The sequence below is a fragment of the Pseudomonas fluorescens genome (genome assembly GCF_000967965.1).
GTDB lineage: Bacteria > Pseudomonadota > Gammaproteobacteria > Pseudomonadales > Pseudomonadaceae > Aquipseudomonas > Aquipseudomonas grandcourensis.
Genome location: NZ_LACC01000022.1, coordinates 1 through 25,804 on the forward strand (window position 1 = coordinate 1; position 25,804 = coordinate 25,804).

29 protein-coding genes and 4 tRNA genes are annotated in these 25,804 nt (G+C 55.3%); all 33 read left to right on the forward strand.

The features are described from left to right. Positions 1 to 107 precede the first annotated feature (107 nt). The 33 genes from birA (at position 108) to rplE (ending at position 25,798) form a co-directional block, all read left to right on the forward strand. A complete protein-coding gene (gene birA / locus VC35_RS16850) occupies positions 108 to 1,067 on the forward strand; it encodes a bifunctional biotin--[acetyl-CoA-carboxylase] ligase/biotin operon repressor BirA (protein WP_046041607.1) in 960 nt (319 codons plus the stop codon). Next, positions 1,057 to 1,806: a pantothenate kinase gene (locus VC35_RS16855; protein WP_046041608.1), complete on the forward strand. Its 750-nt coding sequence runs from the start codon at positions 1,057 to 1,059 to the stop codon at positions 1,804 to 1,806. Before birA ends, VC35_RS16855 begins: the two co-directional genes overlap by 11 nt. A gap of 7 nt (positions 1,807 to 1,813) precedes the next feature. Then, the gene (locus tag VC35_RS16860; protein ID WP_046041609.1) at positions 1,814 to 2,254 is read left to right on the forward strand and encodes a hypothetical protein; all 441 of its coding nucleotides are present in this window, start codon (positions 1,814 to 1,816) and stop codon (positions 2,252 to 2,254) included. A gap of 143 nt (positions 2,255 to 2,397) precedes the next feature. Next, positions 2,398 to 2,482: transfer RNA gene (locus VC35_RS16865), tRNA-Tyr, on the forward strand. Between the two features lie 24 nt (positions 2,483 to 2,506). Next, positions 2,507 to 2,580 (forward strand) — tRNA-Gly (locus tag VC35_RS16870). Between the two features lie 26 nt (positions 2,581 to 2,606). Next, positions 2,607 to 2,682, forward strand: a tRNA-Thr gene (locus VC35_RS16875). Between the two features lie 174 nt (positions 2,683 to 2,856). After that, positions 2,857 to 2,932, forward strand: a tRNA-Trp gene (locus VC35_RS16880). A gap of 45 nt (positions 2,933 to 2,977) precedes the next feature. Next, a complete protein-coding gene (secE, locus tag VC35_RS16885) occupies positions 2,978 to 3,346 on the forward strand; it encodes a preprotein translocase subunit SecE (protein WP_046041610.1) in 369 nt (122 codons plus the stop codon). Between the two features lie 9 nt (positions 3,347 to 3,355). Continuing rightward, complete coding sequence (gene nusG, locus VC35_RS16890; protein WP_046041611.1) at positions 3,356 to 3,889, forward strand: transcription termination/antitermination protein NusG; 534 nt, start codon at positions 3,356 to 3,358, stop codon at positions 3,887 to 3,889. Positions 3,890 to 4,006: 117 nt separating this feature from the next. Beyond that, positions 4,007 to 4,438, forward strand: coding sequence for a 50S ribosomal protein L11 (gene rplK / locus VC35_RS16895; protein WP_007933726.1), 432 nt, complete (start codon positions 4,007 to 4,009; stop codon positions 4,436 to 4,438). Further along, positions 4,438 to 5,133, forward strand: a complete 696-nt coding sequence (gene rplA / locus VC35_RS16900; protein WP_046041612.1) for a 50S ribosomal protein L1 — start codon at positions 4,438 to 4,440, stop codon at positions 5,131 to 5,133. Before rplK ends, rplA begins: the two co-directional genes overlap by 1 nt. A gap of 198 nt (positions 5,134 to 5,331) precedes the next feature. Continuing rightward, a complete protein-coding gene (gene rplJ / locus VC35_RS16905; RefSeq protein ID WP_007970413.1) occupies positions 5,332 to 5,832 on the forward strand; it encodes a 50S ribosomal protein L10 in 501 nt (166 codons plus the stop codon). 75 nt (positions 5,833 to 5,907) lie between these two features. Next, positions 5,908 to 6,273 carry a 50S ribosomal protein L7/L12 gene (gene rplL / locus VC35_RS16910; RefSeq protein ID WP_046041613.1) on the forward strand — a complete coding sequence of 122 codons (366 nt, stop codon included), beginning with the start codon at positions 5,908 to 5,910 and terminating at the stop codon, positions 6,271 to 6,273. Between the two features lie 220 nt (positions 6,274 to 6,493). After that, positions 6,494 to 10,567 (forward strand): DNA-directed RNA polymerase subunit beta, encoded by a 4,074-nt coding sequence (gene rpoB / locus VC35_RS16915; protein ID WP_046041614.1) that lies wholly within the window; start codon positions 6,494 to 6,496, stop codon positions 10,565 to 10,567. A 64-nt stretch (positions 10,568 to 10,631) separates the two neighbouring features. Next, on the forward strand, positions 10,632 to 14,831 hold the full coding sequence (gene rpoC / locus VC35_RS16920) for a DNA-directed RNA polymerase subunit beta' (RefSeq protein ID WP_046041615.1): 4,200 nt from the start codon (positions 10,632 to 10,634) through the stop codon (positions 14,829 to 14,831). 216 nt (positions 14,832 to 15,047) lie between these two features. Beyond that, positions 15,048 to 15,419 carry a 30S ribosomal protein S12 gene (gene rpsL / locus VC35_RS16925; RefSeq protein ID WP_003186084.1) on the forward strand — a complete coding sequence of 124 codons (372 nt, stop codon included), beginning with the start codon at positions 15,048 to 15,050 and terminating at the stop codon, positions 15,417 to 15,419. A 108-nt stretch (positions 15,420 to 15,527) separates the two neighbouring features. Further along, positions 15,528 to 16,001: a 30S ribosomal protein S7 gene (rpsG, locus tag VC35_RS16930; RefSeq protein WP_007994653.1), complete on the forward strand. Its 474-nt coding sequence runs from the start codon at positions 15,528 to 15,530 to the stop codon at positions 15,999 to 16,001. A 30-nt stretch (positions 16,002 to 16,031) separates the two neighbouring features. Beyond that, a complete protein-coding gene (fusA, locus tag VC35_RS16935) occupies positions 16,032 to 18,137 on the forward strand; it encodes an elongation factor G (protein ID WP_046041616.1) in 2,106 nt (701 codons plus the stop codon). A 30-nt stretch (positions 18,138 to 18,167) separates the two neighbouring features. Then, complete coding sequence (tuf, locus tag VC35_RS16940; protein WP_008053875.1) at positions 18,168 to 19,361, forward strand: elongation factor Tu; 1,194 nt, start codon at positions 18,168 to 18,170, stop codon at positions 19,359 to 19,361. 157 nt (positions 19,362 to 19,518) lie between these two features. Further along, positions 19,519 to 19,830 (forward strand): 30S ribosomal protein S10, encoded by a 312-nt coding sequence (gene rpsJ / locus VC35_RS16945; RefSeq protein ID WP_003186070.1) that lies wholly within the window; start codon positions 19,519 to 19,521, stop codon positions 19,828 to 19,830. Positions 19,831 to 19,910: 80 nt separating this feature from the next. Next, the gene (rplC, locus tag VC35_RS16950; protein ID WP_003186059.1) at positions 19,911 to 20,546 is read left to right on the forward strand and encodes a 50S ribosomal protein L3; all 636 of its coding nucleotides are present in this window, start codon (positions 19,911 to 19,913) and stop codon (positions 20,544 to 20,546) included. A 12-nt stretch (positions 20,547 to 20,558) separates the two neighbouring features. Next, positions 20,559 to 21,161: a 50S ribosomal protein L4 gene (rplD, locus tag VC35_RS16955; protein WP_003228735.1), complete on the forward strand. Its 603-nt coding sequence runs from the start codon at positions 20,559 to 20,561 to the stop codon at positions 21,159 to 21,161. Further along, positions 21,158 to 21,457, forward strand: coding sequence for a 50S ribosomal protein L23 (rplW, locus tag VC35_RS16960; protein WP_002555488.1), 300 nt, complete (start codon positions 21,158 to 21,160; stop codon positions 21,455 to 21,457). Before rplD ends, rplW begins: the two co-directional genes overlap by 4 nt. Positions 21,458 to 21,471: 14 nt before the next feature. Further along, complete coding sequence (gene rplB / locus VC35_RS16965; RefSeq protein ID WP_003176423.1) at positions 21,472 to 22,296, forward strand: 50S ribosomal protein L2; 825 nt, start codon at positions 21,472 to 21,474, stop codon at positions 22,294 to 22,296. Between the two features lie 16 nt (positions 22,297 to 22,312). Further along, positions 22,313 to 22,588, forward strand: coding sequence for a 30S ribosomal protein S19 (rpsS, locus tag VC35_RS16970; protein ID WP_002555486.1), 276 nt, complete (start codon positions 22,313 to 22,315; stop codon positions 22,586 to 22,588). A gap of 11 nt (positions 22,589 to 22,599) precedes the next feature. Continuing rightward, positions 22,600 to 22,932 (forward strand): 50S ribosomal protein L22, encoded by a 333-nt coding sequence (rplV, locus tag VC35_RS16975; RefSeq protein WP_003103908.1) that lies wholly within the window; start codon positions 22,600 to 22,602, stop codon positions 22,930 to 22,932. 13 nt (positions 22,933 to 22,945) lie between these two features. After that, on the forward strand, positions 22,946 to 23,632 hold the full coding sequence (gene rpsC, locus VC35_RS16980; protein ID WP_008065719.1) for a 30S ribosomal protein S3: 687 nt from the start codon (positions 22,946 to 22,948) through the stop codon (positions 23,630 to 23,632). Positions 23,633 to 23,644: 12 nt separating this feature from the next. Continuing rightward, positions 23,645 to 24,058, forward strand: a complete 414-nt coding sequence (gene rplP / locus VC35_RS16985) for a 50S ribosomal protein L16 (RefSeq protein WP_008145497.1) — start codon at positions 23,645 to 23,647, stop codon at positions 24,056 to 24,058. Continuing rightward, on the forward strand, positions 24,058 to 24,249 hold the full coding sequence (rpmC, locus tag VC35_RS16990; protein WP_002555481.1) for a 50S ribosomal protein L29: 192 nt from the start codon (positions 24,058 to 24,060) through the stop codon (positions 24,247 to 24,249). Before rplP ends, rpmC begins: the two co-directional genes overlap by 1 nt. 2 nt (positions 24,250 to 24,251) lie before the next feature. After that, entirely contained in the window at positions 24,252 to 24,518 is a 267-nt protein-coding gene (gene rpsQ / locus VC35_RS16995) for a 30S ribosomal protein S17 (RefSeq protein WP_003176419.1), read from the forward strand. A 23-nt stretch (positions 24,519 to 24,541) separates the two neighbouring features. Further along, a complete protein-coding gene (rplN, locus tag VC35_RS17000; RefSeq protein ID WP_002555479.1) occupies positions 24,542 to 24,910 on the forward strand; it encodes a 50S ribosomal protein L14 in 369 nt (122 codons plus the stop codon). Positions 24,911 to 24,921: 11 nt separating this feature from the next. Next, positions 24,922 to 25,236 carry a 50S ribosomal protein L24 gene (rplX, locus tag VC35_RS17005; RefSeq protein ID WP_003176416.1) on the forward strand — a complete coding sequence of 105 codons (315 nt, stop codon included), beginning with the start codon at positions 24,922 to 24,924 and terminating at the stop codon, positions 25,234 to 25,236. A gap of 22 nt (positions 25,237 to 25,258) precedes the next feature. Next, positions 25,259 to 25,798, forward strand: a complete 540-nt coding sequence (rplE, locus tag VC35_RS17010) for a 50S ribosomal protein L5 (protein ID WP_003176415.1) — start codon at positions 25,259 to 25,261, stop codon at positions 25,796 to 25,798. Positions 25,799 to 25,804: the final 6 nt, after the last annotated feature.

The window sequence follows — 25,804 nt, forward strand, 5'->3', positions numbered from 1 at the left end:
CAGTTGGGGTTTTGTTTTTGTCCGCAGGAAAGCCACGGCTGCTGGATTTCTATGCAATCGCTCGATGCGTGGCTATCATGCGGGCCTCATTGTGAGGCGAGACCTGCATGCTGACGTTGTTAAAGCTTCTTAAAGATGGCCGATTCCATTCGGGTCAAGCATTGGGCGCCGCCCTGGGCGTCAGTCGTAGTGCTGTGTGGAAGCAGCTTCAGCATTTGGAAGCTGAGCTGGGTTTGTCTATTCATAAAGTTCGTGGGCGCGGCTATCAATTGTCCGCGCCATTAGCGCTGCTCGATCCTGCCGAGATAAGCGCTCAGGCGCATTCTTGCGCCTGGCCCGTCCAGGTTTACGACTCAATCGACTCCACGAATGCCGAGGCACTGCGCGCTATCGAGCGGGGGCAGGCGGCACCGTTTGTGGTGCTTTCGGAGCGGCAGACAGCCGGACGCGGGCGACGTGGTCGCAAGTGGGTGAGTCCATTCGCAGAAAACGTCTATTACAGCCTGGTGCTACGCATTGATGGCGGGATGCGTCAGCTGGAGGGTTTGAGTCTCGTCGTTGGACTCGCTGTCTTGCAGACGTTGCGCGAGCTCGGTATTGCAGCCGCTGGATTGAAATGGCCTAACGATGTTCTTGTAGGTCAGAAAAAGATCGCGGGAATACTGCTCGAGTTGGTTGGTGATCCTGCTGACGTGTGCCACGTGGTCCTGGGGGTGGGGATCAATGTGAACATGCAGTCCGCTGATGAGGTGGACCAGCAGTGGACATCCCTGCGGCTCGAGTCGGGCAAATTGTTTGATCGCAACCAATTGGTCGCGATGCTGGGGGAGATGCTGCAGCGATACCTGGCTCGTCACCAGGCGGGTGGTTTTTTGGCCATCCAGTCAGAGTGGGAGCAAAATCACCTGTGGCAGGGGCGAAGCGTGTCGTTGATTGCCGGCGTCAATCAGATTGATGGTGAAGTGCTTGGTATTGATGGCCAGGGCGCTTTGCGCCTGAAGGTGGATGGTGTGGAGAAAGTCTTCAGTGGTGGTGAGTTGAGCCTGAGGTTGCGTGATGATTCTTGAGCTCGATTGTGGGAATAGTTTCATCAAGTGGCGTGTGCTTGCCGCTAATGCCGGGCAGGTGCTGGGTGAAGGGGTCGTCGATTCCAATCTCGCGTTGCTGGAGGGGGTGGGGGCGCTCAAAGGGCTTGCCCTCACGTTTTGCCGGTTGGTGAGCGTCAGGACCGCAGAGGAAACCGCTGCGCTGACGTCTTTGCTCGGCGATACCTTTGATTTGCCGGTTGTATGCGCAACGCCTGCGCGAGAAATGTCAGGCGTGCGCAATGGGTATGAAGAGTTTGAGCGGCTGGGTCTGGATCGGTGGCTTGCAATGCTCGGAGGCTTTCATCTGGCTTCAGGTGCGTGCCTGGTACTCGATTTCGGTACGGCCGTGACCGCTGACTTTATCGCGGCGGATGGAGAGCACCTGGGTGGTTTCATCTGTCCGGGGATGCCGTTGATGCGCAACCAGTTGCGCACCCACACCCGCAAAATTCGTTATGGGGATCTGGCGGCCGAGCAGGCTCAGGAAAGTCTTGTTCCTGGTCGCGCGACTGTCGAGGCAGTAGAGCGTGGTTGTCTGTTGATGTTGCGCGGCTTCGTGCTGACCCAGCTCGAATTGGCGCGCAGTTACTGGGGTGAGGACTTTGTCGTGTTCCTCACCGGGGGGGATGCGAGCCTGGTTGCTGAGGTCGTGCCTCAGGCCAGGGTTGTTCCGGACTTGGTGTTTGTCGGATTGGCCATGGCCTGTCCCTTGTCCTGAGGTTTTTATGCGTTGGTTGTTTCTGCTGCTGCTTGTCCTCAATGGCTTCTACTACATCTGGAATCAACAAGAGGCTCCTTTGCGCGCGAAGGATGTCACGCCTTTGAGTCTGTATCGCGGATCTCAACAAGATATTCGCTTGTTGAGCGAAGCAAGTGACGTATCCAAGGATAAGGGGAAAGCTGTCTCGACAGACAATGGCTGCCTTTATCTGGGCGGCTATACGCGCCAGGAGGCCGCGCAGGCGGTTGAGCGTCGTTTGAGCGGGATGGAGGTCAAGTTTCAGTCTCTGCCGAAAGCTGCGGCTGAAGGGGCAGGGTATTGGGTGCGTATCGCACCGGAAAGCCGGCGTTGGCTGGACGATTTGCAGCTGCAAAACCTTTCTAAAGAATTCAATGAGTTAAAACATAAAATAATGCCGTGCGAGGGGGTTGCACCCACCGAATAGTTTGCATAGAATGGCGCCCGCTCCACAGCGAACACCGGAAACGGTTAACGGTGTGAGGCGAGGTCAACGCAGCTAAGCTCAGGTTTTTAATGAGAAAAATGCTTGACAGAAGGCTGGCATGATGTAGAATGCCGGCTCGCTTAGGAGGGGTTCCCGAGCGGCCAAAGGGATCAGACTGTAAATCTGACGTCTACGACTTCGAAGGTTCGAATCCTTCCCCCTCCACCATTTTTAGCGAGAGCTGTAAGCCTCGCGGGTATAGTTTAGTGGTAGAACCTCAGCCTTCCAAGCTGATGATGCGGGTTCGATTCCCGCTACCCGCTCCAAGTTTACAGGTTTTGCACAGTGTTACGCTCTTGTAGCTCAGTTGGTAGAGCACACCCTTGGTAAGGGTGAGGTCAGCGGTTCAAATCCGCTCAAGAGCTCCATATAACAAGGCAGATATGAAAATATCTGCCTTTGTTTTAGGTGGTAGTGGTTGCGCCTGATTGTGTTTCTGAAGGTTGCCGGTGTCGTGAATGCCGGTGTTGCAGCCAGGGTTGCCTAGTAAGTGTTGTAAAGTCTTTTTCGGGTCGGCATAATGGTCGGCCTGATTTTGTTTTAGGTCAGTAGCTCAATTGGCAGAGCGACGGTCTCCAAAACCGTAGGTTGGGGGTTCGATTCCCTCCTGACCTGCCAGATTCACTCGGTGTGTCTGGCTTTCTTTTCACAGGATCTTCATAGATGACTCCTAAAGCTGAAGCTCAAGGCTCTCGTTTCGACCTCCTCAAGTGGCTTGTAGTAGTTGTTCTGGTGGTTGTTGGCGTTGTTGGCAATCAGTACTTTTCTGCTTCGCCGATCCTGTACCGTGTACTCGCATTGCTTGCTATTGCTGCCGTAGCTGCCTTTGTAGGCCTGCAGACGGTCAAGGGCAAGTCTTTCTTTGTACTGGTTAAGGAGGCGCGTACCGAAATTCGTAAAGTCGTTTGGCCAACTCGCCAAGAAACCACGCAGACCACGTTGATCGTTGTGGCTGTTGTCCTGGTTATGGCGTTGCTGTTGTGGGGGCTTGATTCCCTGCTCGGCTGGCTTGTTTCCTTGATCGTCGGCTAAGGGTGTCCCGTGGCTAAGCGTTGGTATGTTGTGCATGCTTACTCCGGTTACGAGAAGCATGTAATGCGCTCGCTGGTCGAGCGCGTAAAGCTGGCCGGTATGGAAGATGGCTTCGGCGAGATTCTGGTTCCCACTGAAGAAGTGGTTGAAATGCGCAATGGCCAGAAGCGCAAGAGCGAACGCAAATTCTTCCCTGGCTATGTGCTGGTGCAGATGGATATGAACGAGGGTACTTGGCACTTGGTCAAGGACACTCCTCGGGTGATGGGTTTCATTGGCGGTACTGCCGATAAGCCTGCGCCAATCACCGATAAAGAAGCAGAAGCGATTCTGCGCCGCGTTGCCGATGGTAGCGACAAGCCGAAGCCGAAGACGTTGTTCGAGCCGGGTGAGTCGGTGCGCGTCAATGATGGTCCGTTCGCAGACTTTACCGGTGTTGTTGAAGAAGTTAACTACGAAAAGAGCCGGATTCAGGTCGCAGTGCTCATTTTCGGTCGCTCTACTCCGGTGGAGCTCGAGTTCAGCCAGGTCGAAAAGGTCTAGTTGAGCAAAAATCCCAACCCCGCAGCCGTAGGCTGTGGGGTTTTGTCGTCACTGGGATAAACGCGCAAGTAACCGGGGAGCCTCTCGAGGCGTTCGAACCCGTAATTGGAGTGCCTCATGGCCAAGAAGATTACCGCTTACATCAAGCTGCAAGTGAAGGCCGCTCAGGCTAACCCAAGCCCACCTGTTGGTCCTGCTCTGGGTCAGCACGGCGTGAACATCATGGAATTCTGCAAGGCTTTCAACGCCCGTACTCAGGGTCTTGAGCCAGGTCTGCCGACTCCAGTGATCATCACTGTCTACAGCGACCGTAGCTTCACTTTCGAAACCAAATCCACCCCTGCTTCGGTTCTGCTGAAGAAGGCGGCCGGTCTGACCAGCGGTTCCGCTCGTCCGAACACCGTTAAGGTTGGCACCGTGACTCGTGCACAGCTGGAAGAAATCGCGAAAACCAAAAACGCGGATCTGACTGCAGCTGATATGGAAGCAGCCGTGCGTACTATCGCCGGTTCTGCTCGTAGCATGGGCCTTAACGTGGAGGGTGTGTAATGGCTAAGCTGACCAAGCGTCAAAAGGCTATCGCCGGCAAAATCGAAGCAGGCAAGGCCTACAACTTTGTAGACGCTGCTGCCCTGCTGGCTGAGCTGTCGACTGTCAAGTTCAGCGAGTCGTTCGACGTAGCTGTAAACCTGGGTGTTGACCCGCGTAAATCCGACCAGGTCGTTCGTAGCGCTACTGTGCTGCCACACGGCACTGGCAAGACCGTTCGCGTTGCTGTGTTCACCCAGGGTCCAGCTGCTGAAGCCGCTTTGGCTGCCGGCGCTGACCGTGTAGGCATGGACGACCTGGCCGCCGAAATGAAAGGCGGCGACCTGAACTATGACGTAGTGATCGCATCCCCGGATGCAATGCGCGTTGTAGGTCAGTTGGGTCAGATCCTCGGTCCACGTGGCCTGATGCCTAACCCTAAAGTCGGCACCGTAACTCCAGACGTAGCTACCGCGGTTAAAAACGCCAAGGCTGGTCAGGTTCGTTATCGCACCGACAAAAACGGCATCATCCACACTTCCGTTGGCAAGATCGGCTTCGACGCCGTCAAGCTGAAGGAAAACGTTGAAGCCCTGATCGCTGATCTGAAGCGTATCAAGCCAGCTGCCTCGAAAGGCATTTACGTCAAGCGCGTTACCCTGAGCACCACTATGGGCCCAGGTCTGGTCATCGACCAAAGCTCGCTCGACGCGTAAGACACAGATTGGCGCAAGCGATTGCGCCAATTGAAAAATTGGGGTCCCTGCCTGGCGGGGGCTATCCAAGACCGTAGGCGACGCAAGTCTTAAACCTCAAGCCTACGCAGATGGTGCTCCCGGTTCCTTACCGAATCAGACACCAAAACGACATCCGGTTTCGACCAGATGAAACGGTAACAAGCAGGAGTTAAACCCGTGGCAATTAAACTCGAAGACAAGAAGGCCATCGTCGCTGAAGTCAACGAGGCTGCCAAAGTCGCTCTGTCCGCTGTCGTGGCTGATGCCCGTGGCGTAACAGTAGGCGCGATGACCGGACTCCGTAAAGAGGCTCGTGAAGCTGGCGTTTACGTACGTGTTGTACGTAACACCCTGCTCAAGCGCGCTGTTGCTGACACTGAATTCAGTGTCCTCAACGACGTGTTCACTGGCCCTACCCTGATTGCGTTCTCCAAAGAACATCCAGGCGCTGCTGCCCGGATCTTCAAGGAATTCGCAAAGGGTCAGGACAAGTTCGAGATCAAGGCAGCTGCGTTCGAGGGCAAGTTCCTCGCAGCTAACCAAATCGACGTACTGGCAACTCTGCCGACCCGTGACGAAGCAATTTCTCAGCTGATGAGCGTGATTCAAGGCGCTACCAGCAAGTTGGCTCGTACTCTGGCGGCAATTCGCGACCAGAAAGAAGCTGCTGCAGCCTAAGGCTCGTCAACTTCTCGCGTTTTTTGTTTTTTTCGATGGTCGCGTAGGCCGTCCCCAATATCAGGAATTAGATTCATGTCTATCTCTCAGAACGATATCCTTGAAGCAGTTGGCAGCATGTCCGTAATGGAAGTTGTTGAGCTGATCAAAGCTTTCGAAGAAAAATTCGGTGTTACCGCTGCTGCTGCATCGGCAGGTCCTGCCGCTGCTGCCGCTGTTGTTGAAGAGCAAACTGAATTCAACGTCATGCTGCTGGAAGCTGGCGAGAAGAAAGTTAACGTGATCAAGGCAGTACGTGAACTGACCGGTCTGGGCCTGAAAGAAGCCAAGGCTGTAGTTGACGGCGCTCCTGCCATGGTTCTGGAAGCAGTGACCAAAGATGCAGGCGACAAAGCCAAAGCAACTCTGGAAGAAGCAGGCGCTAAAGTCGAGCTGAAGTAAGCATCGACTTTGCGTCTCCAGCCCGAGCGTTAAGCGACAGGCTGATGGCTGGTGGCTCTTGCCACCGGCCTTTTTCCGTTATTGGCAGCCGACTGGGTCGGTGCCGATAACGTGCTGTAACCACCCGATGCGGTGGCGCAAACCATGGGGTTTGCACGATTTTCTGGCTGCTCCCGTCGGGAGGGGCCAAACAAGCAGGTGACCAAGCTGGGGAACGCTGATGGCTTACTCATATACTGAGAAAAAACGTATCCGCAAGGACTTTAGCAAGTTGCCGGACGTCATGGATGTGCCGTACCTCCTGGCCATCCAGCTGGATTCGTATCGTGAATTCTTGCAAGCGGGAGCGACTAAAGATCAGTTCCGCGACGTGGGCCTGCATGCGGCCTTCAAATCCGTTTTCCCGATCATCAGCTACTCCGGCAATGCTGCGCTGGAGTACGTCGGATATCGTCTGGGCGAACCGGCATTTGATGTCAAAGAATGCGTATTGCGCGGTGTAACTTACGCCGTACCTTTGCGGGTAAAAGTGCGCCTGATCATTTTCGACAAAGAATCGTCGAACAAAGCGATCAAGGACATCAAAGAGCAAGAAGTCTACATGGGTGAAATCCCCCTGATGACTGAAAACGGTACCTTCGTAATCAACGGTACCGAGCGTGTAATCGTTTCCCAGCTGCACCGTTCCCCGGGCGTGTTCTTCGACCACGACCGTGGCAAGACGCACAGCTCCGGTAAACTGCTGTACTCCGCGCGCATCATTCCTTACCGCGGTTCGTGGCTGGACTTCGAGTTCGACCCGAAAGACTGCGTATTCGTGCGTATCGACCGTCGTCGCAAGCTGCCTGCATCGGTACTGCTGCGCGCGCTGGGCTATACCACTGAAGAAGTGCTGGACGCGTTCTATACCACCAACGTATTCCACGTGAAGGGCGAGACCCTGAGCCTGGAGCTGGTGCCTCAGCGCCTGCGCGGTGAAATCGCTGTCCTCGATATTCTGGATGACAAAGGCAAGGTTATTGTCGAGCAGGGTCGTCGTATCACCGCTCGCCACGTCAACCAGCTGGAAAAAGCCGGGATCAAAGAGCTGGATGTGCCTCTGGACTACGTCCTGGGTCGCACAACCGCCAAGGTCATCGTGCACCCGGCAACCGGCGAAATCCTGGCAGAGTGCAACACCGAGCTGAACACCGAGATCCTGGCCAAAATCGCCAAGGCTCAGGTTGTTCGCATCGAAACTCTGTACACCAACGATATCGACTGCGGTCCGTTCGTCTCCGACACCCTGAAGATCGACTCCACCAGCAACCAACTGGAAGCGCTGGTCGAGATCTATCGCATGATGCGTCCTGGCGAGCCGCCAACCAAAGACGCTGCCGAGACCCTGTTCAACAACCTGTTCTTCAGCCCTGAGCGCTATGACCTGTCTGCGGTCGGCCGGATGAAGTTCAACCGTCGTATCGGTCGTACCGAGATCGAAGGTTCGGGCGTGCTGTGCAAGGAAGACATCGTCGCGGTACTGAAGACCCTGGTCGACATCCGTAACGGTAAAGGCATCGTCGATGACATCGACCACCTGGGTAACCGTCGTGTTCGCTGCGTAGGCGAAATGGCCGAGAACCAGTTCCGCGTTGGCCTGGTACGTGTTGAGCGTGCGGTCAAAGAGCGTCTGTCGATGGCTGAAAGCGAAGGCCTGATGCCGCAAGACCTGATCAACGCCAAGCCAGTGGCTGCGGCGGTGAAAGAGTTCTTCGGTTCCAGCCAGCTGTCCCAGTTCATGGACCAGAACAACCCGCTGTCCGAGATCACCCACAAGCGTCGTGTCTCTGCACTCGGCCCTGGCGGTTTGACTCGTGAGCGCGCCGGCTTCGAAGTTCGTGACGTACACCCGACTCACTACGGTCGTGTATGCCCGATTGAAACGCCGGAAGGTCCGAACATCGGTCTGATCAACTCCCTGGCCGCTTATGCGCGCACCAACCAGTACGGCTTCCTGGAAAGCCCGTACCGTGTGGTGAAAGACGCTCTGGTCACCGACGAGATCGTGTTCCTGTCCGCCATCGAAGAAGCCGATCACGTGATCGCTCAGGCTTCGGCCACGATGAACGACAAGAAAATGCTGATCGACGAGCTGGTAGCTGTTCGTCACTTGAACGAGTTCACCGTCAAGGCGCCGGAAGACGTCACCTTGATGGACGTTTCTCCGAAGCAGGTAGTTTCCGTTGCAGCGTCGCTGATCCCGTTCCTCGAGCACGATGACGCCAACCGTGCGTTGATGGGTTCGAACATGCAGCGTCAAGCTGTACCAACCCTGCGCGCTGACAAGCCGCTGGTCGGTACTGGCATGGAGCGTAACGTAGCTCGTGACTCCGGCGTTTGCGTCGTGGCTCGTCGTGGTGGCGTTATCGATTCCGTCGACGCCAGCCGTATCGTGGTTCGTGTTGCTGATGATGAAGTTGAAACCGGTGAAGCTGGTGTCGACATCTACAACCTGACCAAATACACCCGCTCCAACCAGAACACCTGCATCAACCAGCGTCCGCTGGTGCGTAAAGGTGATCGGGTTCAGCGTAGCGACATCATGGCTGACGGCCCGTCCACCGACATGGGTGAACTGGCGCTGGGTCAGAATATGCGCATCGCGTTCATGGCCTGGAACGGTTACAACTTCGAAGACTCCATCTGCCTGTCGGAACGAGTTGTTCAAGAAGACCGCTTTACCACGATCCACATTCAGGAACTGACCTGTGTGGCACGTGACACCAAGCTTGGGCCAGAGGAAATCACTGCAGACATCCCGAACGTGGGTGAAGCTGCACTGAACAAGTTGGACGAAGCCGGTATCGTTTACGTAGGTGCTGAAGTTGGCGCAGGCGACATCCTGGTCGGTAAGGTCACTCCGAAAGGCGAGACCCAGCTGACTCCGGAAGAAAAACTGCTGCGTGCGATCTTCGGTGAAAAAGCCAGCGACGTTAAAGACACCTCCCTGCGTGTACCTACCGGTACCAAAGGTACTGTCATCGACGTACAGGTCTTCACCCGCGACGGCGTTGAGCGTGATGCTCGTGCACTGTCGATCGAGAAGTCCCAGCTGGACGAGATCCGCAAGGACCTGAACGAAGAGTTCCGTATCGTTGAAGGTGCTACTTTCGAACGTCTGCGTTCCGCTCTGGTCGGCCACAAAGCCGAAGGCGGCGCCGGTCTGAAGAAAGGCCAGGACATCACCGACGAAGTTCTCGACGGTCTTGAGCACGGCCAGTGGTTCAAACTGCGCATGGCTGAAGATGCTCTGAACGAGCAGCTCGAGAAGGCTCAGGCTTACATCGTTGATCGTCGCCGTCTGCTGGACGACAAGTTCGAAGACAAGAAGCGCAAACTGCAGCAGGGCGATGACCTGGCTCCAGGCGTGCTGAAAATCGTCAAGGTCTACCTGGCAATCCGTCGTCGCATCCAGCCGGGCGACAAGATGGCCGGTCGTCACGGTAACAAAGGTGTGGTCTCCGTGATCATGCCGGTTGAAGACATGCCGCACGATGCCAATGGCACCCCGGTCGACGTCGTCCTCAACCCGTTGGGCGTACCTTCGCGTATGAACGTCGGTCAGATCCTTGAAACCCACCTGGGCCTCGCGGCCAAGGGTCTGGGCGAGAAGATCAATCGCATGATTGAAGAGCAGCGCAAAGTTGCCGAGCTGCGCAAGTTCCTGCACGAGATCTATAACGAGATCGGCGGTCGTCAGGAAAGCCTCGATGACTTCTCGGACCAGGAAATCCTGGATCTGGCTCAAAACCTGCGTGGCGGCGTTCCAATGGCCACTCCAGTGTTCGACGGCGCCAAGGAAAGCGAAATCAAGGCCATGCTGAAACTGGCGGACCTGCCAGAAAGCGGCCAGATGCAGCTGACCGACGGCCGTACCGGCAATAAGTTCGAGCGCCCGGTTACCGTTGGCTACATGTACATGCTGAAGCTGAACCACTTGGTAGACGACAAGATGCACGCTCGTTCTACCGGTTCGTACAGCCTGGTTACCCAGCAGCCGCTGGGTGGTAAGGCGCAGTTCGGTGGTCAGCGTTTCGGGGAGATGGAGGTCTGGGCACTGGAAGCATACGGTGCCGCTTACACTCTGCAAGAAATGCTCACAGTGAAGTCGGACGATGTGAACGGCCGTACCAAGATGTACAAAAACATCGTGGATGGCGATCACCGTATGGAGCCGGGCATGCCCGAGTCCTTCAACGTGTTGATCAAGGAAATTCGTTCCCTCGGCATCGATATCGATCTGGAAACCGAATAACACGTGACGCGAATCGAGAGCGGGGCAGGATTGCCCGCTCTCTGCTCCGCCAGGAGGAAAGGCCTTGAAAGACCTACTGAATTTGCTGAAAAACCAGGGTCAAGTCGAAGAGTTCGACGCCATCCGTATCGGATTGGCATCGCCTGAGATGATCCGTTCGTGGTCGTTCGGTGAAGTTAAAAAGCCGGAAACCATTAACTACCGTACGTTCAAACCTGAGCGTGACGGCCTGTTCTGCGCCAAGATCTTTGGCCCGGTAAAGGATTACGAGTGCCTGTGCGGTAAGTACAAGCGCTTGAAGCACCGTGGTGTGATCTGCGAGAAGTGCGGCGTTGAAGTCGCGCTGGCAAAAGTTCGTCGTGAGCGCATGGCGCACATCGAACTGGCCTCGCCAGTTGCCCACATCTGGTTCCTGAAATCACTGCCGTCCCGTATCGGCTTGCTGATGGACATGACCCTGCGTGATATCGAACGCGTTCTCTACTTCGAGAGCTACGTCGTTATCGATCCAGGCATGACCACCCTTGAAAAAGGTCAGCTGCTGAACGATGAGCAGTACTTCGAAGCGCTTGAAGAGTTCGGCGACGATTTCGATGCCCGCATGGGTGCCGAAGCTGTCCGCGAACTGCTGCACGCTATCGACCTGGAGCACGAGATTGGTCGCCTGCGTGAAGAGATTCCGCAAACCAACTCCGAAACCAAGATCAAGAAGCTGTCCAAGCGTCTGAAGTTGATGGAAGCCTTCCAGGGTTCCGGCAACCTGCCAGAGTGGATGGTGCTGACCGTTCTGCCGGTTCTGCCGCCAGATCTGCGTCCACTGGTCCCGCTCGATGGCGGTCGCTTCGCGACTTCCGACCTCAACGATCTGTATCGTCGAGTGATCAACCGTAACAACCGTTTGAAGCGCCTGCTGGATCTGTCCGCTCCGGACATCATCGTGCGCAACGAAAAGCGTATGTTGCAGGAAGCTGTCGACGCACTGCTCGACAACGGTCGCCGTGGCCGCGCTATCACCGGTTCGAACAAGCGTCCTCTGAAATCCCTGGCTGACATGATCAAGGGTAAGCAGGGTCGTTTCCGTCAGAACTTGCTCGGTAAGCGTGTTGACTACTCCGGCCGTTCGGTAATTACCGTAGGTCCGACCCTGCGTCTGCACCAGTGCGGTCTGCCGAAGAAAATGGCTCTCGAGCTGTTCAAGCCGTTCATTTTCGGCAAGCTGGAAATGCGTGGTCTTGCTACCACCATCAAGGCTGCCAAGAAGATGGTCGAGCGCGAGCTGCCAGAGGTCTGGGACGTTCTCGCTGAAGTGATTCGCGAACACCCGGTACTTCTCAACCGTGCACCGACCCTTCACCGTCTGGGTATCCAGGCGTTTGAACCGGTACTGATCGAAGGTAAGGCTATCCAGCTGCACCCTCTGGTCTGCGCCGCGTACAACGCCGACTTCGACGGCGACCAAATGGCCGTGCACGTACCGCTGACGCTGGAAGCCCAGCTCGAAGCGCGTGCGTTGATGATGTCGACCAACAACATTCTGTCGCCAGCCAACGGTGAGCCAATCATCGTTCCGTCGCAGGACGTTGTATTGGGTCTGTACTACATGACTCGTGAAGCGATCAACGCCAAGGGCGAAGGTCGTGTGTTCGCGGATCTGCAGGAAGTTGACCGTGTATTCCGTGCCGGCGAAGCCGCACTGCACGCCAAGGTTAAAGTCCGGATCAACGAAACCGTCAACGACCGTGATGGCGGCAGCGTGAGCAACACCCGTATCGTCGACACCACTGTCGGCCGTGCTCTGTTGTTCCAGGTTGTGCCAAAGGGTCTGTCGTACGACGTCGTCAACCTGCCGATGAAGAAAAAGGCGATCTCCAAGCTGATCAACCAGTGCTATCGCGTGGTTGGTTTGAAAGAGACTGTGATCTTCGCTGACCAGTTGATGTACACCGGTTTTGCTTATTCGACCATTTCCGGCGTTTCCATCGGTGTTAACGACTTCGTTATCCCGGATGAAAAAGCCCGCATCATCAATGCTGCTACTGATGAAGTGAAAGAGATCGAAAGCCAGTACGCCTCCGGCCTGGTAACCCAGGGCGAGAAGTACAACAAAGTGATCGACCTTTGGTCCAAGGCGAACGACGAAGTTTCCAAGGCGATGATGGCCAACCTCTCGAAAGAGAAAGTCATCGACCGTCATGGCGTCGAAGTCGACCAGGAATCCTTCAACTCGATGTACATGATGGCCGACTCGGGTGCGCGGGGTTCCGCAGCACAGATTCGTCAGCTGGCCGGTATGCGTGGCCTGATGGCCAAGCCGGACGGTTCCATCATTGAAACGCCGATTACTGCGAACTTCCGTGAAGGTTTGAGCGTACTTCAGTACTTCATCTCCACTCACGGTGCTCGTAAGGGTCTTGCGGATACCGCGTTGAAAACGGCTAACTCCGGTTATCTGACTCGTCGTCTGGTAGACGTTGCACAAGATCTGGTTGTAACCGAGATCGATTGCGGCACCGAACACGGTCTACTGATGACTCCGCACATTGAAGGCGGTGACGTTGTAGAGCCGCTGGGTGAGCGCGTATTGGGTCGTGTTATCGCCCGTGACGTATTCAAGCCAGGTACCGAGGACGTCATCGTTCCTGCCGGCACCCTGGTAGACGAAAAGTGGGTCGAGTTCATCGAGCTCAACAGCATCGACGAAGTGATCGTGCGTTCGCCGATCAGCTGCGAAACCCGCTTCGGTATTTGCGCCAAGTGCTACGGCCGCGATCTGGCTCGTGGTCACCAGGTGAACATCGGTGAAGCGGTCGGCGTTATCGCTGCCCAGTCCATCGGTGAACCGGGTACCCAGCTGACGATGCGTACGTTCCACATCGGTGGTGCGGCAAGCCGGACCTCCGCAGCCGACAGCGTTCAGGTGAAGAATGGCGGTACCGTCCGTCTGCATAACCTGAAGCACGTTGAGCGAGTGGATGGTTGCCTGGTTGCTGTGTCCCGTTCCGGTGAGCTGGCCATCGCTGATGACTTCGGTCGTGAGCGTGAGCGTTACAAGCTGCCGTATGGTGCCGTGATTTCGGTTAAAGAAGGTGACAAGGTCGAAGCTGGCGCCATCGTGGCCAAGTGGGATCCGCACACTCACCCGATCGTTACCGAAATGAAAGGTACCGTGACCTACGTGGGCATGGAAGAAGGCATCACGATCAAGCGTCAGACTGACGAATTGACCGGTATGACCAACATTGAAGTACTCGACGCCAAGGATCGTCCAGCTGCCGGTAAGGACATCCGTCCTGCCGTGAAGATGGTCGACGACAACGGCAAGGATCTGTTGCTGCCAGGCACTGACGTTATCGCTCAGTACTTCCTGCCAGCCAACGCCCTGGTCGGTGTAGCGGATGGTGCGAAGATCGCGATCGGTGATGTTATCGCTCGTATCCCGCAAGAGACTTCGAAAACTCGCGACATCACCGGTGGTCTGCCGCGTGTTGCCGACTTGTTCGAAGCCCGTCGTCCGAAAGAAGCATCGATTCTGGCTGAAGTCAGCGGCACCATCGCGTTCGGTAAAGAGACCAAGGGCAAGCGCCGTCTGGTTATCACCCCGAACGACGGTACCGATCCGTACGAAGAGCTGATTCCGAAGTGGCGTCACCTGAACGTGTTCGAAGGCGAGCAGGTAAACCGCGGCGAAGTTATCTCCGACGGTCCAAGCGATCCACACGACATCCTGCGTCTGCTGGGTGTGAGTGCGCTGGCCAAGTACATCGTCAACGAGATCCAGGACGTTTACCGTCTGCAAGGCGTGAAGATCAACGACAAGCACATCGAGACCATCCTGCGTCAGATGCTGCGTAAAGTTGAGATCGCTGAATCCGGCGATTCCAGTTTCATCAAGGGCGACCAGATGGAATTGACTCACGTACTGGTAGAGAACGAGCGTCTGAGCGGCGAAGACAAGTTTGTCTCCAAGTTCACTCGCGTTCTGCTGGGTATCACCAAGGCATCGTTGTCCACCGAATCGTTCATCTCGGCGGCTTCCTTCCAGGAAACCACTCGCGTACTGACCGAAGCGGCGGTAACCGGCAAGCGCGATTACCTGCGCGGCCTGAAGGAAAACGTGGTCGTGGGTCGTCTGATCCCGGCTGGTACCGGCCTGGCTTATCACAGCGAGCGTAAGCGCCGCCGTGAAGCAGACAAGCCGTTGCGCGTAAGCGCCAGTGAAGTGGAAGCTGCACTGACCGAAGCGCTGAACTCGAGCGGTAACTGAGTTCTGCGGTAAATGAGTGTGAGGCCCTGGTCACTCCGTTCATCGAATCGAGACAATTTGTCGAGATTGGATGAGCGGGGAGGGCGGGGCCTTGCCTTGACTGGGGACAAGATCCTCTTTAGACTCTTGTACCCCTAAATTTGGCGGGAACTCGTTCCTGCCATTTTGCTTTTCTTGCAAGACAATAGCGTCGCAAGACAACAGTGGAGCTAGTAGATGGCAACTATCAACCAGCTGGTACGTCAGCCGCGTAAGCGTATCGTCGAGAAATCCGACGTGCCTGCGCTGCAGAACTGCCCGCAACGCCGTGGCGTGTGCACCCGTGTGTACACCACCACGCCGAAAAAACCTAACTCGGCACTGCGTAAAGTATGCCGTGTGCGTCTGACCAACGGTTTCGAGGTTTCCTCGTACATCGGCGGTGAAGGCCACAACCTGCAAGAGCACAGCGTGGTACTGATCCGCGGCGGTCGTGTAAAAGACTTGCCAGGTGTTCGTTACCACACCGTTCGCGGTTCGTTGGATACTTCCGGTGTTAAAGGTCGTAACCAGGGTCGTTCGAAGTACGGTACCAAGCGTCCGAAGTAATCGGCCGTTTTGCAGTTTTTCATTTTATTGAGTCGATAAGAGTAAGGTCGGGCACGCATCCATAGGAGCTGTCCCGGGCTAACCTGAAGACCGTTTGAGGGCTTATCAATGCCAAGACGTCGCGTAGCAGCCAAGCGTGAGATTCTGGACGATCCGAAATACGGAAGCCAAATCCTCGCCAAATTCATGAACCACGTAATGGAAAGCGGCAAGAAAGCCGTTGCCGAACGTATCGTTTATGGTGCCCTGGATACCGTGAAGGCTCGTAAGGCCGGCACCGATCCCCTGGAACTCTTCGAAAAAGCACTCGACGCCATCGCTCCGCTGGTCGAAGTGAAGTCGCGCCGCGTTGGTGGTGCTACTTACCAGGTTCCGGTCGAAGTTCGTCCTTCCCGTCGTAACGCTCTGGCAATGCGCTGGTTGGTAGACTACGCCCGCAAGCGCGGCGAGAAGTCTATGGCTCTGCGTTTGGCTGGCGAACTGTTGGACGCTGCCGAAGGCAAAGGTGCTGCAGTTAAGAAGCGTGAAGACGTTCACCGTATGGCTGAAGCCAACAAGGCTTTCTCGCACTACCGCTTCTAATTTTAGCGTCACTAATTTTGCGAGGGCTTTATGGCTCGTACAACACCGATTAATCGCTACCGTAACATTGGTATCGTTGCACACGTGGATGCTGGTAAAACCACCACCACTGAGCGCGTCCTTTTTTACACTGGCAAAAGTCACAAGATGGGCGAGGTGCATGACGGCGCCGCGACCACAGACTGGATGGTGCAGGAGCAGGAGCGTGGTATTACCATTACTTCTGCTGCCATTACCGCCTTCTGGCAGGGTTCCGCCAAGCAGCACAAAGACCAGTACCGTTTCAACGTCATCGATACCCCGGGCCACGTAGACTTCACTATTGAAGTTGAGCGTTCCCTGCGTGTACTCGACGGCGCGGTCGTTGTGTTCTGCGGTACTTCCGGCGTTGAGCCTCAGTCCGAAACCGTATGGCGTCAAGCCAACAAGTACGGTGTTCCACGTATCGTTTACGTGAACAAGATGGACCGTGCCGGTGCTAACTTCCTGCGCGTGATCGCTCAGATCAAGCAGCGTCTGGGTCACACTCCGGTGCCTATCCAGTTGGCTATCGGTTCCGAAGACAACTTCCAGGGTCAGATCGATCTGATGACCATGGAAGCGGTTTACTGGAACGATGCCGACAAGGGTATGACTCCTCGTCGTGAAGCCATCCCTGCTGAACTGCAGGAACTGGCTGAAGAGTGGCGCAACAACATGGTTGAGGCTGCGGCCGAAGCCAGCGAAGAGCTGATGAACAAGTACCTTGAAGGTGAAGAGCTCACCATCGAGGAAATCAAGGGTGCTCTGCGTCAGCGTACTATCGCTGGTGAGATCGTCCTGGCTGTTTGCGGTTCTTCCTTCAAGAACAAGGGTGTTCCCCTGGTTCTCGACGCCGTTATCGACTACCTGCCGGCTCCAAGCGACATTCCTGCCATCAAGGGTACTGACCCGGATGACGAGGAAAAGCAAATGGAGCGTCATGCAGACGACAACGAGCCGTTCTCGGCTCTGGCGTTCAAGATCGCTACCGACCCATTCGTGGGTACCTTGACTTTCGTCCGTGTTTACTCGGGCGTGTTGGCCTCCGGCGACGGCGTGATCAACTCGGTCAAAGGCAAGAAAGAGCGCGTGGGTCGTATGGTGCAAATGCACGCAAACGCCCGTGAAGAGATCAAGGAAGTACGCGCTGGTGACATCGCGGCCCTGATCGGCATGAAGGACGTCACCACTGGTGAAACCTTGTGCAACGCTGACAAGCCAATCATCCTGGTTCGCATGGACTTCCCGGAGCCGGTTATTTCGGTTGCCGTTGAGCCTAAGACCAAGGATGACCAGGAAAAAATGGGTATCGCTCTGGGCAAACTTGCTCAGGAAGACCCGTCTTTCCGCGTCAAGACTGATGAAGAGACTGGTCAAACGATCATCTCTGGCATGGGCGAGTTGCACCTGGACATCCTGGTTGACCGGATGCGCCGTGAGTTCAACGTCGAAGCCAACATCGGTAAGCCTCAGGTTTCGTATCGTGAGCGCATCACGAAGAATTGCGAAATCGAAGGCAAGTTCGTTCGTCAGTCCGGCGGTCGTGGCCAGTTCGGCCACTGCTGGATCCGTTTTGCTCCTGCTGACGAAGGTCAGGAAGGTCTGCAATTCGTGAACGAAGTAGTGGGTGGTGTGGTTCCTAAGGAATACATCCCGGCTATCCAGAAGGGTATCGAAGAGCAGATGAAGAACGGCGTAGTTGCCGGCTATCCGCTGATCGGCCTGAAGGCTACCGTGTTTGATGGTTCTTACCACGACGTCGACTCGAACGAGATGGCGTTTAAGGTGGCTGCTTCCATGGCGACCAAGCAACTGGCCCAGAAGGGCGGTGGTGAGTTGCTCGAGCCAATCATGGCGGTAGAGGTTGTTACGCCTGAAGACTATATGGGTGACGTGATGGGCGACCTTAACCGTCGTCGCGGCATGATTCTGGGTATGGAAGACACGGTCTCCGGTAAGGTGATCCGTGCTGAAGTTCCGTTGGGCGAGATGTTCGGTTATGCGACCGACGTTCGTTCGATGTCTCAGGGTCGCGCAAGCTACTCTATGGAATTCAAAAAATACAATACAGCTCCGTCGCACATCGTCGAAACTGTAACCAAAAAACAAGGCTGATTCAGTCCTTTAGGCAAGGAGTTAATTGTCGTGGCTAAAGAAAAATTTGATCGTTCCCTACCGCACGTCAACGTTGGCACTATCGGTCACGTTGACCACGGTAAAACCACTCTGACCGCAGCTCTGACTCGCGTTTGCTCCGAAGTTTTCGGTTCCGCAATCGTTGATTTCGATAAAATCGACAGCGCTCCAGAAGAAAAAGCTCGTGGTATCACCATCAACACCGCGCACGTCGAGTACAACTCGAAGATCCGTCACTACGCTCACGTTGACTGCCCAGGTCACGCTGACTATGTGAAGAACATGATCACTGGTGCTGCCCAGATGGACGGCGCGATCCTGGTTTGCTCGGCCGCTGATGGTCCGATGCCGCAAACCCGTGAGCACATCCTGCTGTCCCGTCAGGTAGGCGTTCCGTACATCGTGGTTTTCCTGAACAAGGCTGACCTGGTAGACGACGCTGAGCTGCTGGAACTGGTCGAGATGGAAGTTCGCGACCTGCTGTCCACCTACGACTTCCCGGGCGATGACACTCCAATCATCATCGGTTCGGCTCGTATGGCGCTGGAAGGCAAAGACGACAACGAAATGGGCACCACTGCCGTTCGTAAACTGGTTGAAACTCTGGACAGCTACATCCCAGAACCAGAGCGCGCTATCGACAAGCCATTCCTGATGCCAATCGAAGACGTATTCTCGATCTCGGGTCGTGGTACTGTTGTGACTGGTCGTATCGAGCGCGGTATCGTTCGCGTTCAAGATGCACTGGAAATCGTTGGTCTGCGTGACACCACCACCACCACCTGCACCGGTGTTGAAATGTTCCGCAAGCTGCTCGACGAAGGTCGTGCTGGCGAGAACTGCGGCGTTCTGCTGCGTGGTACCAAGCGTGACGACGTTGAGCGTGGCCAGGTTCTGGTTAAGCCAGGTTCGGTTAAGCCGCACACCAAGTTCACCGCAGAAGTTTACGTTCTGAGCAAGGAAGAAGGCGGTCGTCACACTCCGTTCTTCAAAGGCTACCGTCCACAGTTCTACTTCCGTACTACTGACGTGACTGGTAACTGCCAGCTGCCAGAAGGCGTTGAAATGGTAATGCCAGGTGATAACATCCAAATGGAAGTTACCCTGATCAAGACCATCGCAATGGAAGACGGCCTGCGTTTCGCTATCCGTGAAGGCGGTCGTACCGTCGGCGCTGGCGTCGTAGCCAAAATCATCGAGTAAGCATCTCTTTTGAGATAGCTTCGATGCTTTGAAAGGCCCCCGCTCAGCGGGGGCTTTTTTATTGGGTTGACACCCATCTGGGGCGTCTATAGAATTGCGCCTCCTTTTAACGGGCGTATTGCGCCCGGTGGGAATAGCAGCCGGAGTCTGAAATCCAATGCAAAATCAGCAAATCCGTATCAGGTTGAAGGCTTTCGACCATCGCCTGATCGACCAATCAACCCAGGAAATCGTGGAAACCGCGAAACGTACTGGTGCTCAAGTGCGTGGTCCAATTCCACTGCCTACCCGTAAAGAGCGGTTCACCGTTCTGGTCTCCCCGCACGTCAACAAAGACGCGCGTGACCAGTACGAGATCCGTACTCATAAGCGCGTTCTGGACATCGTCCAGCCAACGGATAAAACCGTTGATGCTCTTATGAAGCTTGATCTTGCGGCCGGTGTGGAAGTGCAGATCAGCCTCGGCTAAGACTCGGTCTTAGTCGTGTAACGCTCTGAAATGGGCGGCCATAGCGGGTGAAAGCCCCGTACACTCATGAGGTTTACAACATGACTATTGGTGTAGTCGGTCGTAAATGCGGTATGACCCGTATTTTCACCGAAGAAGGTGTCTCCATTCCGGTCACGGTCATTGAGATCGAACCGAATCGCGTCACCCAGTTCAAAACTGAAGAGACCGATGGCTATCGTGCAGTGCAAGTCACTGTCGGCGAGCGTCGTGCTTCGCGTGTAACAGCAGCTCAGGCTGGCCACTTCGCTAAAGCGAACGTTGCCGCTGGTCGTACCGTAATGGAATTCCGCCTTGAAGAAGGCGAGTACCAGGCCGGCGATCTGATCAACGCTGAAATCTTCGCCGCTGGTCAACTGGTTGATGTAACCGGTCAGTCCAAGGGTAAAGGCTTCCAGGGTACGATCAAGCGTTGGAATTTCCGCGGGCAAGATAACACCCACGGTAACTCCGTATCCCACCGCGTTCCAGGCTCTATCGGCCAGTGCCAGACTCCTGGTCGTGTATTCAAGGGCAAAAAAATGTCCGGTCATATGGGCGCTGAGCGCGTGACCGTGCAGTCCCTCGAAGTAGTGCGCGTGGACGCTGAACGCAATCTGTTGTTGGTCAAGGGCGCTGTTCCTGGCGCTACTGGCGGCAACTTGGTTGTACGTCCAGCAGCCAAGGCTCGCGGTTAAGGGGAAGCTGACATGCAATTAAATGTAAATGACGCTCAAGCGATCGAAGTTTCCGAACTGACATTTGGCGGCGAATTCAACGAGACGCTGGTTCACCAAGCAGTCGTGGCCTACATGGCCGGCGGCCGTCAGGGTTCCAAGCAGCAAAAGACCCGTTCCGACGTTCGTGGTGGCGGCAAGCGCCCATGGCGTCAGAAAGGTACTGGCCGTGCTCGTGCCGGTACTATCCGTAGCCCAATCTGGCGTGGCGGCGGTACCACTTTCGCAGCTCGTCCTCAGGATCACTCCCAGAAGCTGAACAAGAAGATGTATCGCGCAGCAATGCGTTCCATCCTTGCTGAGCTGGTGCGTACTGATCGTCTGGTCGTGGTTCAGGATTTCGCCGTTGAAACGCCGAAAACCAAAGACCTGCTGGGCAAACTGAACAACATGAGCCTGACCGACGTTCTGATCGTGTCCGACGCTGTTGATCAGAACCTGTACCTGGCTGCTCGTAACCTGCCACACGTAGATGTACGTGACGTGCAAGGTTCCGATCCAGTTAGTCTGATCGCATACGACAAGGTGTTGATCACCGTGTCGGCCGTGAAGAAATTCGAGGAGCTGCTGGGATGAACCAGGAACGCGTATTTAAAGTTCTGCTTGGCCCGCACGTTTCCGAGAAGGCTACGGTTCTGGCAGACAAGAAAGGCCAGTTCGTTTTCAAGGTTGCTACCGACGCAACCAAGCTGGAAATCAAGAAGGCCGTCGAAAGCCTGTTCAGCGTGAAAGTAGAGCGTGTTACTACCCTGAATGTTCTGGGTAAGAGCAAGCGCACTGCTCGCGGTCTGGGCAAGCGTAATGACTGGAAGAAGGCAGTTATCTCCCTTCAGCCAGGCCAAGATCTCGATTTCAGCAGCAGTGCTGAGTAAGGAAGGGGTGCATCATGGCAATCGTTAAATGCAAACCGACTTCCCCTGGCCGCCGTTTTGTGGTCAAGGTGGTCAACCAGGAGCTGCATAAAGGCGCTCCTCACGCACCGCTGCTCGAGAAGAAATCGAAGACTGGTGGTCGTAACAACAATGGCCGTATTACCACTCGTCACATCGGTGGTGGTCATAAGCAGCATTATCGTCTGGTCGACTTCCGTCGCAACGACAAAGATGGCATCTCTGCCACTGTCGAGCGTATCGAATACGATCCAAACCGTACTGCTCACATCGCTTTGCTGCTGTACGCAGATGGCGAGCGTCGCTACATCATCGCCCCTAAAGGCGTGAGCGCTGGCGACCAGCTGATCGCAGGTGCCCTGGCACCGATCAAGCCGGGCAACGCTCTGCAACTGCGCAACATTCCAGTTGGTAGCACCGTACACGGCATCGAATTGAAGCCAGGTAAAGGCGCTCAGATCGCTCGTTCCGCTGGTGCTTCGGCTCAGCTGATCGCTCGTGAAGGCGTGTACGTTACCCTGCGTCTGCGTTCCGGTGAAATGCGTAAAGTCCTGGCTGAATGCCGTGCGACCCTGGGCGAAGTCTCGAACTCCGAGCACAGCCTGCGTTCGCTGGGTAAAGCTGGTGCCAAACGCTGGCGTGGCGTTCGCCCAACCGTTCGTGGTGTTGCCATGAACCCGGTTGACCACCCACATGGTGGTGGTGAAGGTCGTACCTCTGGTGGTCGTCATCCGGTATCGCCATGGGGCTTCCCGACTAAGGGCGCGAAGACTCGTGGTAATAAGCGTACCGACAAAATGATCGTCCGTCGTCGCAAGTAAATAGAGGGATACGACAGTGCCACGTTCTCTGAAAAAAGGTCCTTTTATCGATCTTCACCTACTGAAGAAGATCGAAGTGGCGGCGGAAAAGAACGATCGCAAACCGGTGAAAACCTGGTCGCGTCGTTCGATGATCCTGCCACAAATGGTCGGTTTGACCATCGCAGTACACAACGGTCGTCAGCACGTCCCAGTTCTCGTGAACGAAGACATGGTCGGCCACAAACTGGGCGAGTTCGCCGGTACCCGCACTTATCGCGGGCACGTGGCAGACAAGAAAGCCAAGCGTTAAGGGGTTAGGAAATGGAAGTAGCCGCTAAGTTGTCGGGCGCTCGAATCTCCGCCCAGAAAGCCCGCTTGGTCGCCGACCAGATCCGCGGGAAGAAGGTGGGCGAAGCGCTCAACCTGTTGGCTTTCAGCAGTAAGAAAGCCGCCGAGATCATGAAGAAAGTGCTGGAGTCGGCCGTAGCCAACGCCGAGCATAACGAAGGCGCGGACGTTGATGACCTGAAGGTCAGCACCGTTTTCGTCAACGAAGGGCGTTCGCTGAAGCGCATCATGCCACGTGCCAAAGGCCGTGCTGATCGCATCGTCAAGCGGTCTTGCCATATCACTGTCAAGGTTGCTGACAAGTAACGGAGTCGAAGAGATGGGTCAGAAAGTACATCCCATTGGCATTCGCCTGGGAATCGTCAAGGAGCACACCTCCGTCTGGTACGCAGACGGTCGGACTTATGCGGACTATTTGCTCGCAGATCTGAAGGTGCGTGAGTATCTCCAAGACAAACTAAAAAGCGCGTCCGTAAGCCGTATCGATATCCATCGTCCGGCCCAAACTGCACGTATCACCATCCACACCGCTCGTCCAGGTATCGTTATCGGGAAGAAAGGTGAAGATGTTGAGAAACTGCGTCAGGACCTGACCAAGCAAATGGGTGTGCCTGTGCACATCAATATCGAAGAGATCCGCAAGCCGGAGCTCGACGGTATGCTGGTTGCGCAGAGCGTAGCTCAGCAGCTGGAGCGTCGTGTAATGTTCCGTCGCGCTATGAAGCGCGCCGTACAGAACGCCATGCGCATTGGTGCCAAAGGCATCAAAATCCAAGTGAGCGGTCGTCTCGGCGGTGCTGAAATCGCACGTACTGAATGGTATCGCGAAGGTCGTGTGCCATTGCACACCCTGCGTGCCGACATCGACTATGCCAACTACGAAGCTCACACCACTTACGGTGTGATCGGTGTAAAGGTTTGGATCTTCAAAGGCGAAGTAATTGGTGGTCGCCAAGAAGAACTGAAACCACAAGCACCAGCGCCTCGTAAAAAAGCTGCTAAGTAAGGGGTACGCCAAATGTTGCAACCAAAGCGTACGAAGTTCCGCAAGCAGATGACAGGCCACAACCGTGGTCTGGCACAGCGCGGTAGCAAAGTCAGCTTCGGCGAGTTCGCGCTGAAGTCTGTAGCTCGTGGTCGTCTCACCGCTCGTCAGATCGAGTCAGCGCGTCGTGCTCTGACCCGTCACGTTAAACGTGGCGGCAAGATCTGGATCCGTGTATTCCCGGACAAGCCTATTTCCAAAAAACCACTCGAAGTTCGGATGGGTAAAGGTAAGGGTAGTGTGGAGTACTGGGTTGCCCAGATTCAGCCAGGCAAAGTCCTGTATGAAATCGAGGGTGTTACTGAAGAGCTGGCGCGTGAGGCTTTTGCCCTGGCTGCTGCAAAGCTGCCGCTCGCCACCGCCTTTGTTAAACGGACGGTGATGTGATGAAAGCGAATGAACTTCGTGAAAAATCCGCACAGCAGCTGAACGAGCAACTGCTCGGCCTGCTGCGCGACCAGTTCAATCTGCGTATGCAGAAAGCAACTGGCCAGTTGGGGCAGTCTCATCTGCTCTCGCAAGTTAAACGTGACATCGCTCGCGTGAAGACTGTGCTTAACCAGCAGGCAGGTAAGTAATCATGGCTGAAGCCGAAAAAACTGTCCGTACGCTGACTGGCCGTGTTGTCAGCGACAAGATGGACAAAACCATCACCGTTCTGATCGAGCGTCGCGTTAAGCACCCGATCTACGGTAAATACGTTAAGCGTTCGACTAAGCTGCACGCACACGACGAAACCAATCAGTGCCACATCGGCGACAAAGTCACTATTCGTGAAACTCGTCCGCTGGCCAAGACCAAGTCTTGGGCATTGGTTGATGTTCTCGAACGCGCTGTGGAAGTCTAAGGACTAGGGGTCGGAGAAATTATATGATTCAGACTCAATCCATGCTCGATGTGGCCGATAACAGCGGCGCTCGCCGTGTTATGTGCATCAAGGTGCTGGGTGGCTCCCATCGTCGTTACGCTGGTATCGGTGACATCATCAAAGTTACCGTGAAGGAAGCAATTCCTCGCGGTAAAGTGAAAAAAGGCCAAGTGATGACTGCTGTTGTAGTCCGCACTCGTCACGGCGTACGTCGTGCTGATGGCTCCATTATCCGCTTTGATGGCAACGCTGCTGTTCTTCTGAACAACAAGCAAGAGCCGATCGGCACCCGTATCTTTGGGCCAGTGACCCGTGAACTTCGTACTGAGAAGTTCATGAAGATCGTCTCGCTCGCCCCAGAAGTGCTGTAAGGAGATCCGACATGCAAAAGATTCGTCGTGACGACGAGATCATCGTGATCGCCGGCAAAGACAAAGGTAAGCGCGGTAAGGTGCTTAAGGTTCTCGCTAACAACCGTTTGGTTATTGGTGGTCTGAACCTGGTCAAGCGTCATACCAAGCCTAACCCGATGTCGGGCGTGCAGGGCGGTATCGTCGAAAAAGAAGCTCCACTGGATGCTTCTAACGTCGCCATTTTCAACGGCGAAACCAACAAGGCTGACCGCGTTGGTTTCAAAGTAGAAGACGGCAAGAAAATTCGTGTCTTCAAGTCGACCCAAAAAGCGGTTGATGCTTGAACACTGCTAGGTAGATGAGACCATGGCACGACTAAAAGAGATTTACTGGAAGGAAATCGCACCGAAGCTTAAGGAAGAACTTAAGCTTTCGAACGTGATGGAAGTTCCACGCGTTACCAAAATCACCCTGAACATGGGTCTGGGCGAAGCGGTCGGTGACAAAAAAGTCATCGAGCACGCTGTTGCTGACCTGGAAAAGATCACCGGCCAGAAAGTCGTTGTGACCTACGCTCGCAAATCCATCGCTGGCTTTAAAGTCCGTGAAGGTTGGCCGATCGGCGTCAAAGTGACCCTGCGCCGTGAGCGTATGTACGAATTCCTGGATCGTCTGCTGTCGATCTCCCTGCCTCGGGTCCGCGACTTCCGCGGCCTGAATGCCAAGTCCTTCGATGGTCGTGGTAACTACAGCATGGGCGTTAAAGAGCAGATCATCTTCCCGGAAATCGACTACGACAAGATCGATGCTCTCCGCGGTCTGGACATTACCCTGACCACCACTGCCAAGAACGATGATGAAGGTCGCGCGCTGCTGCGTGCTTTCAAATTCCCGTTCCGCAACTGATTGGAG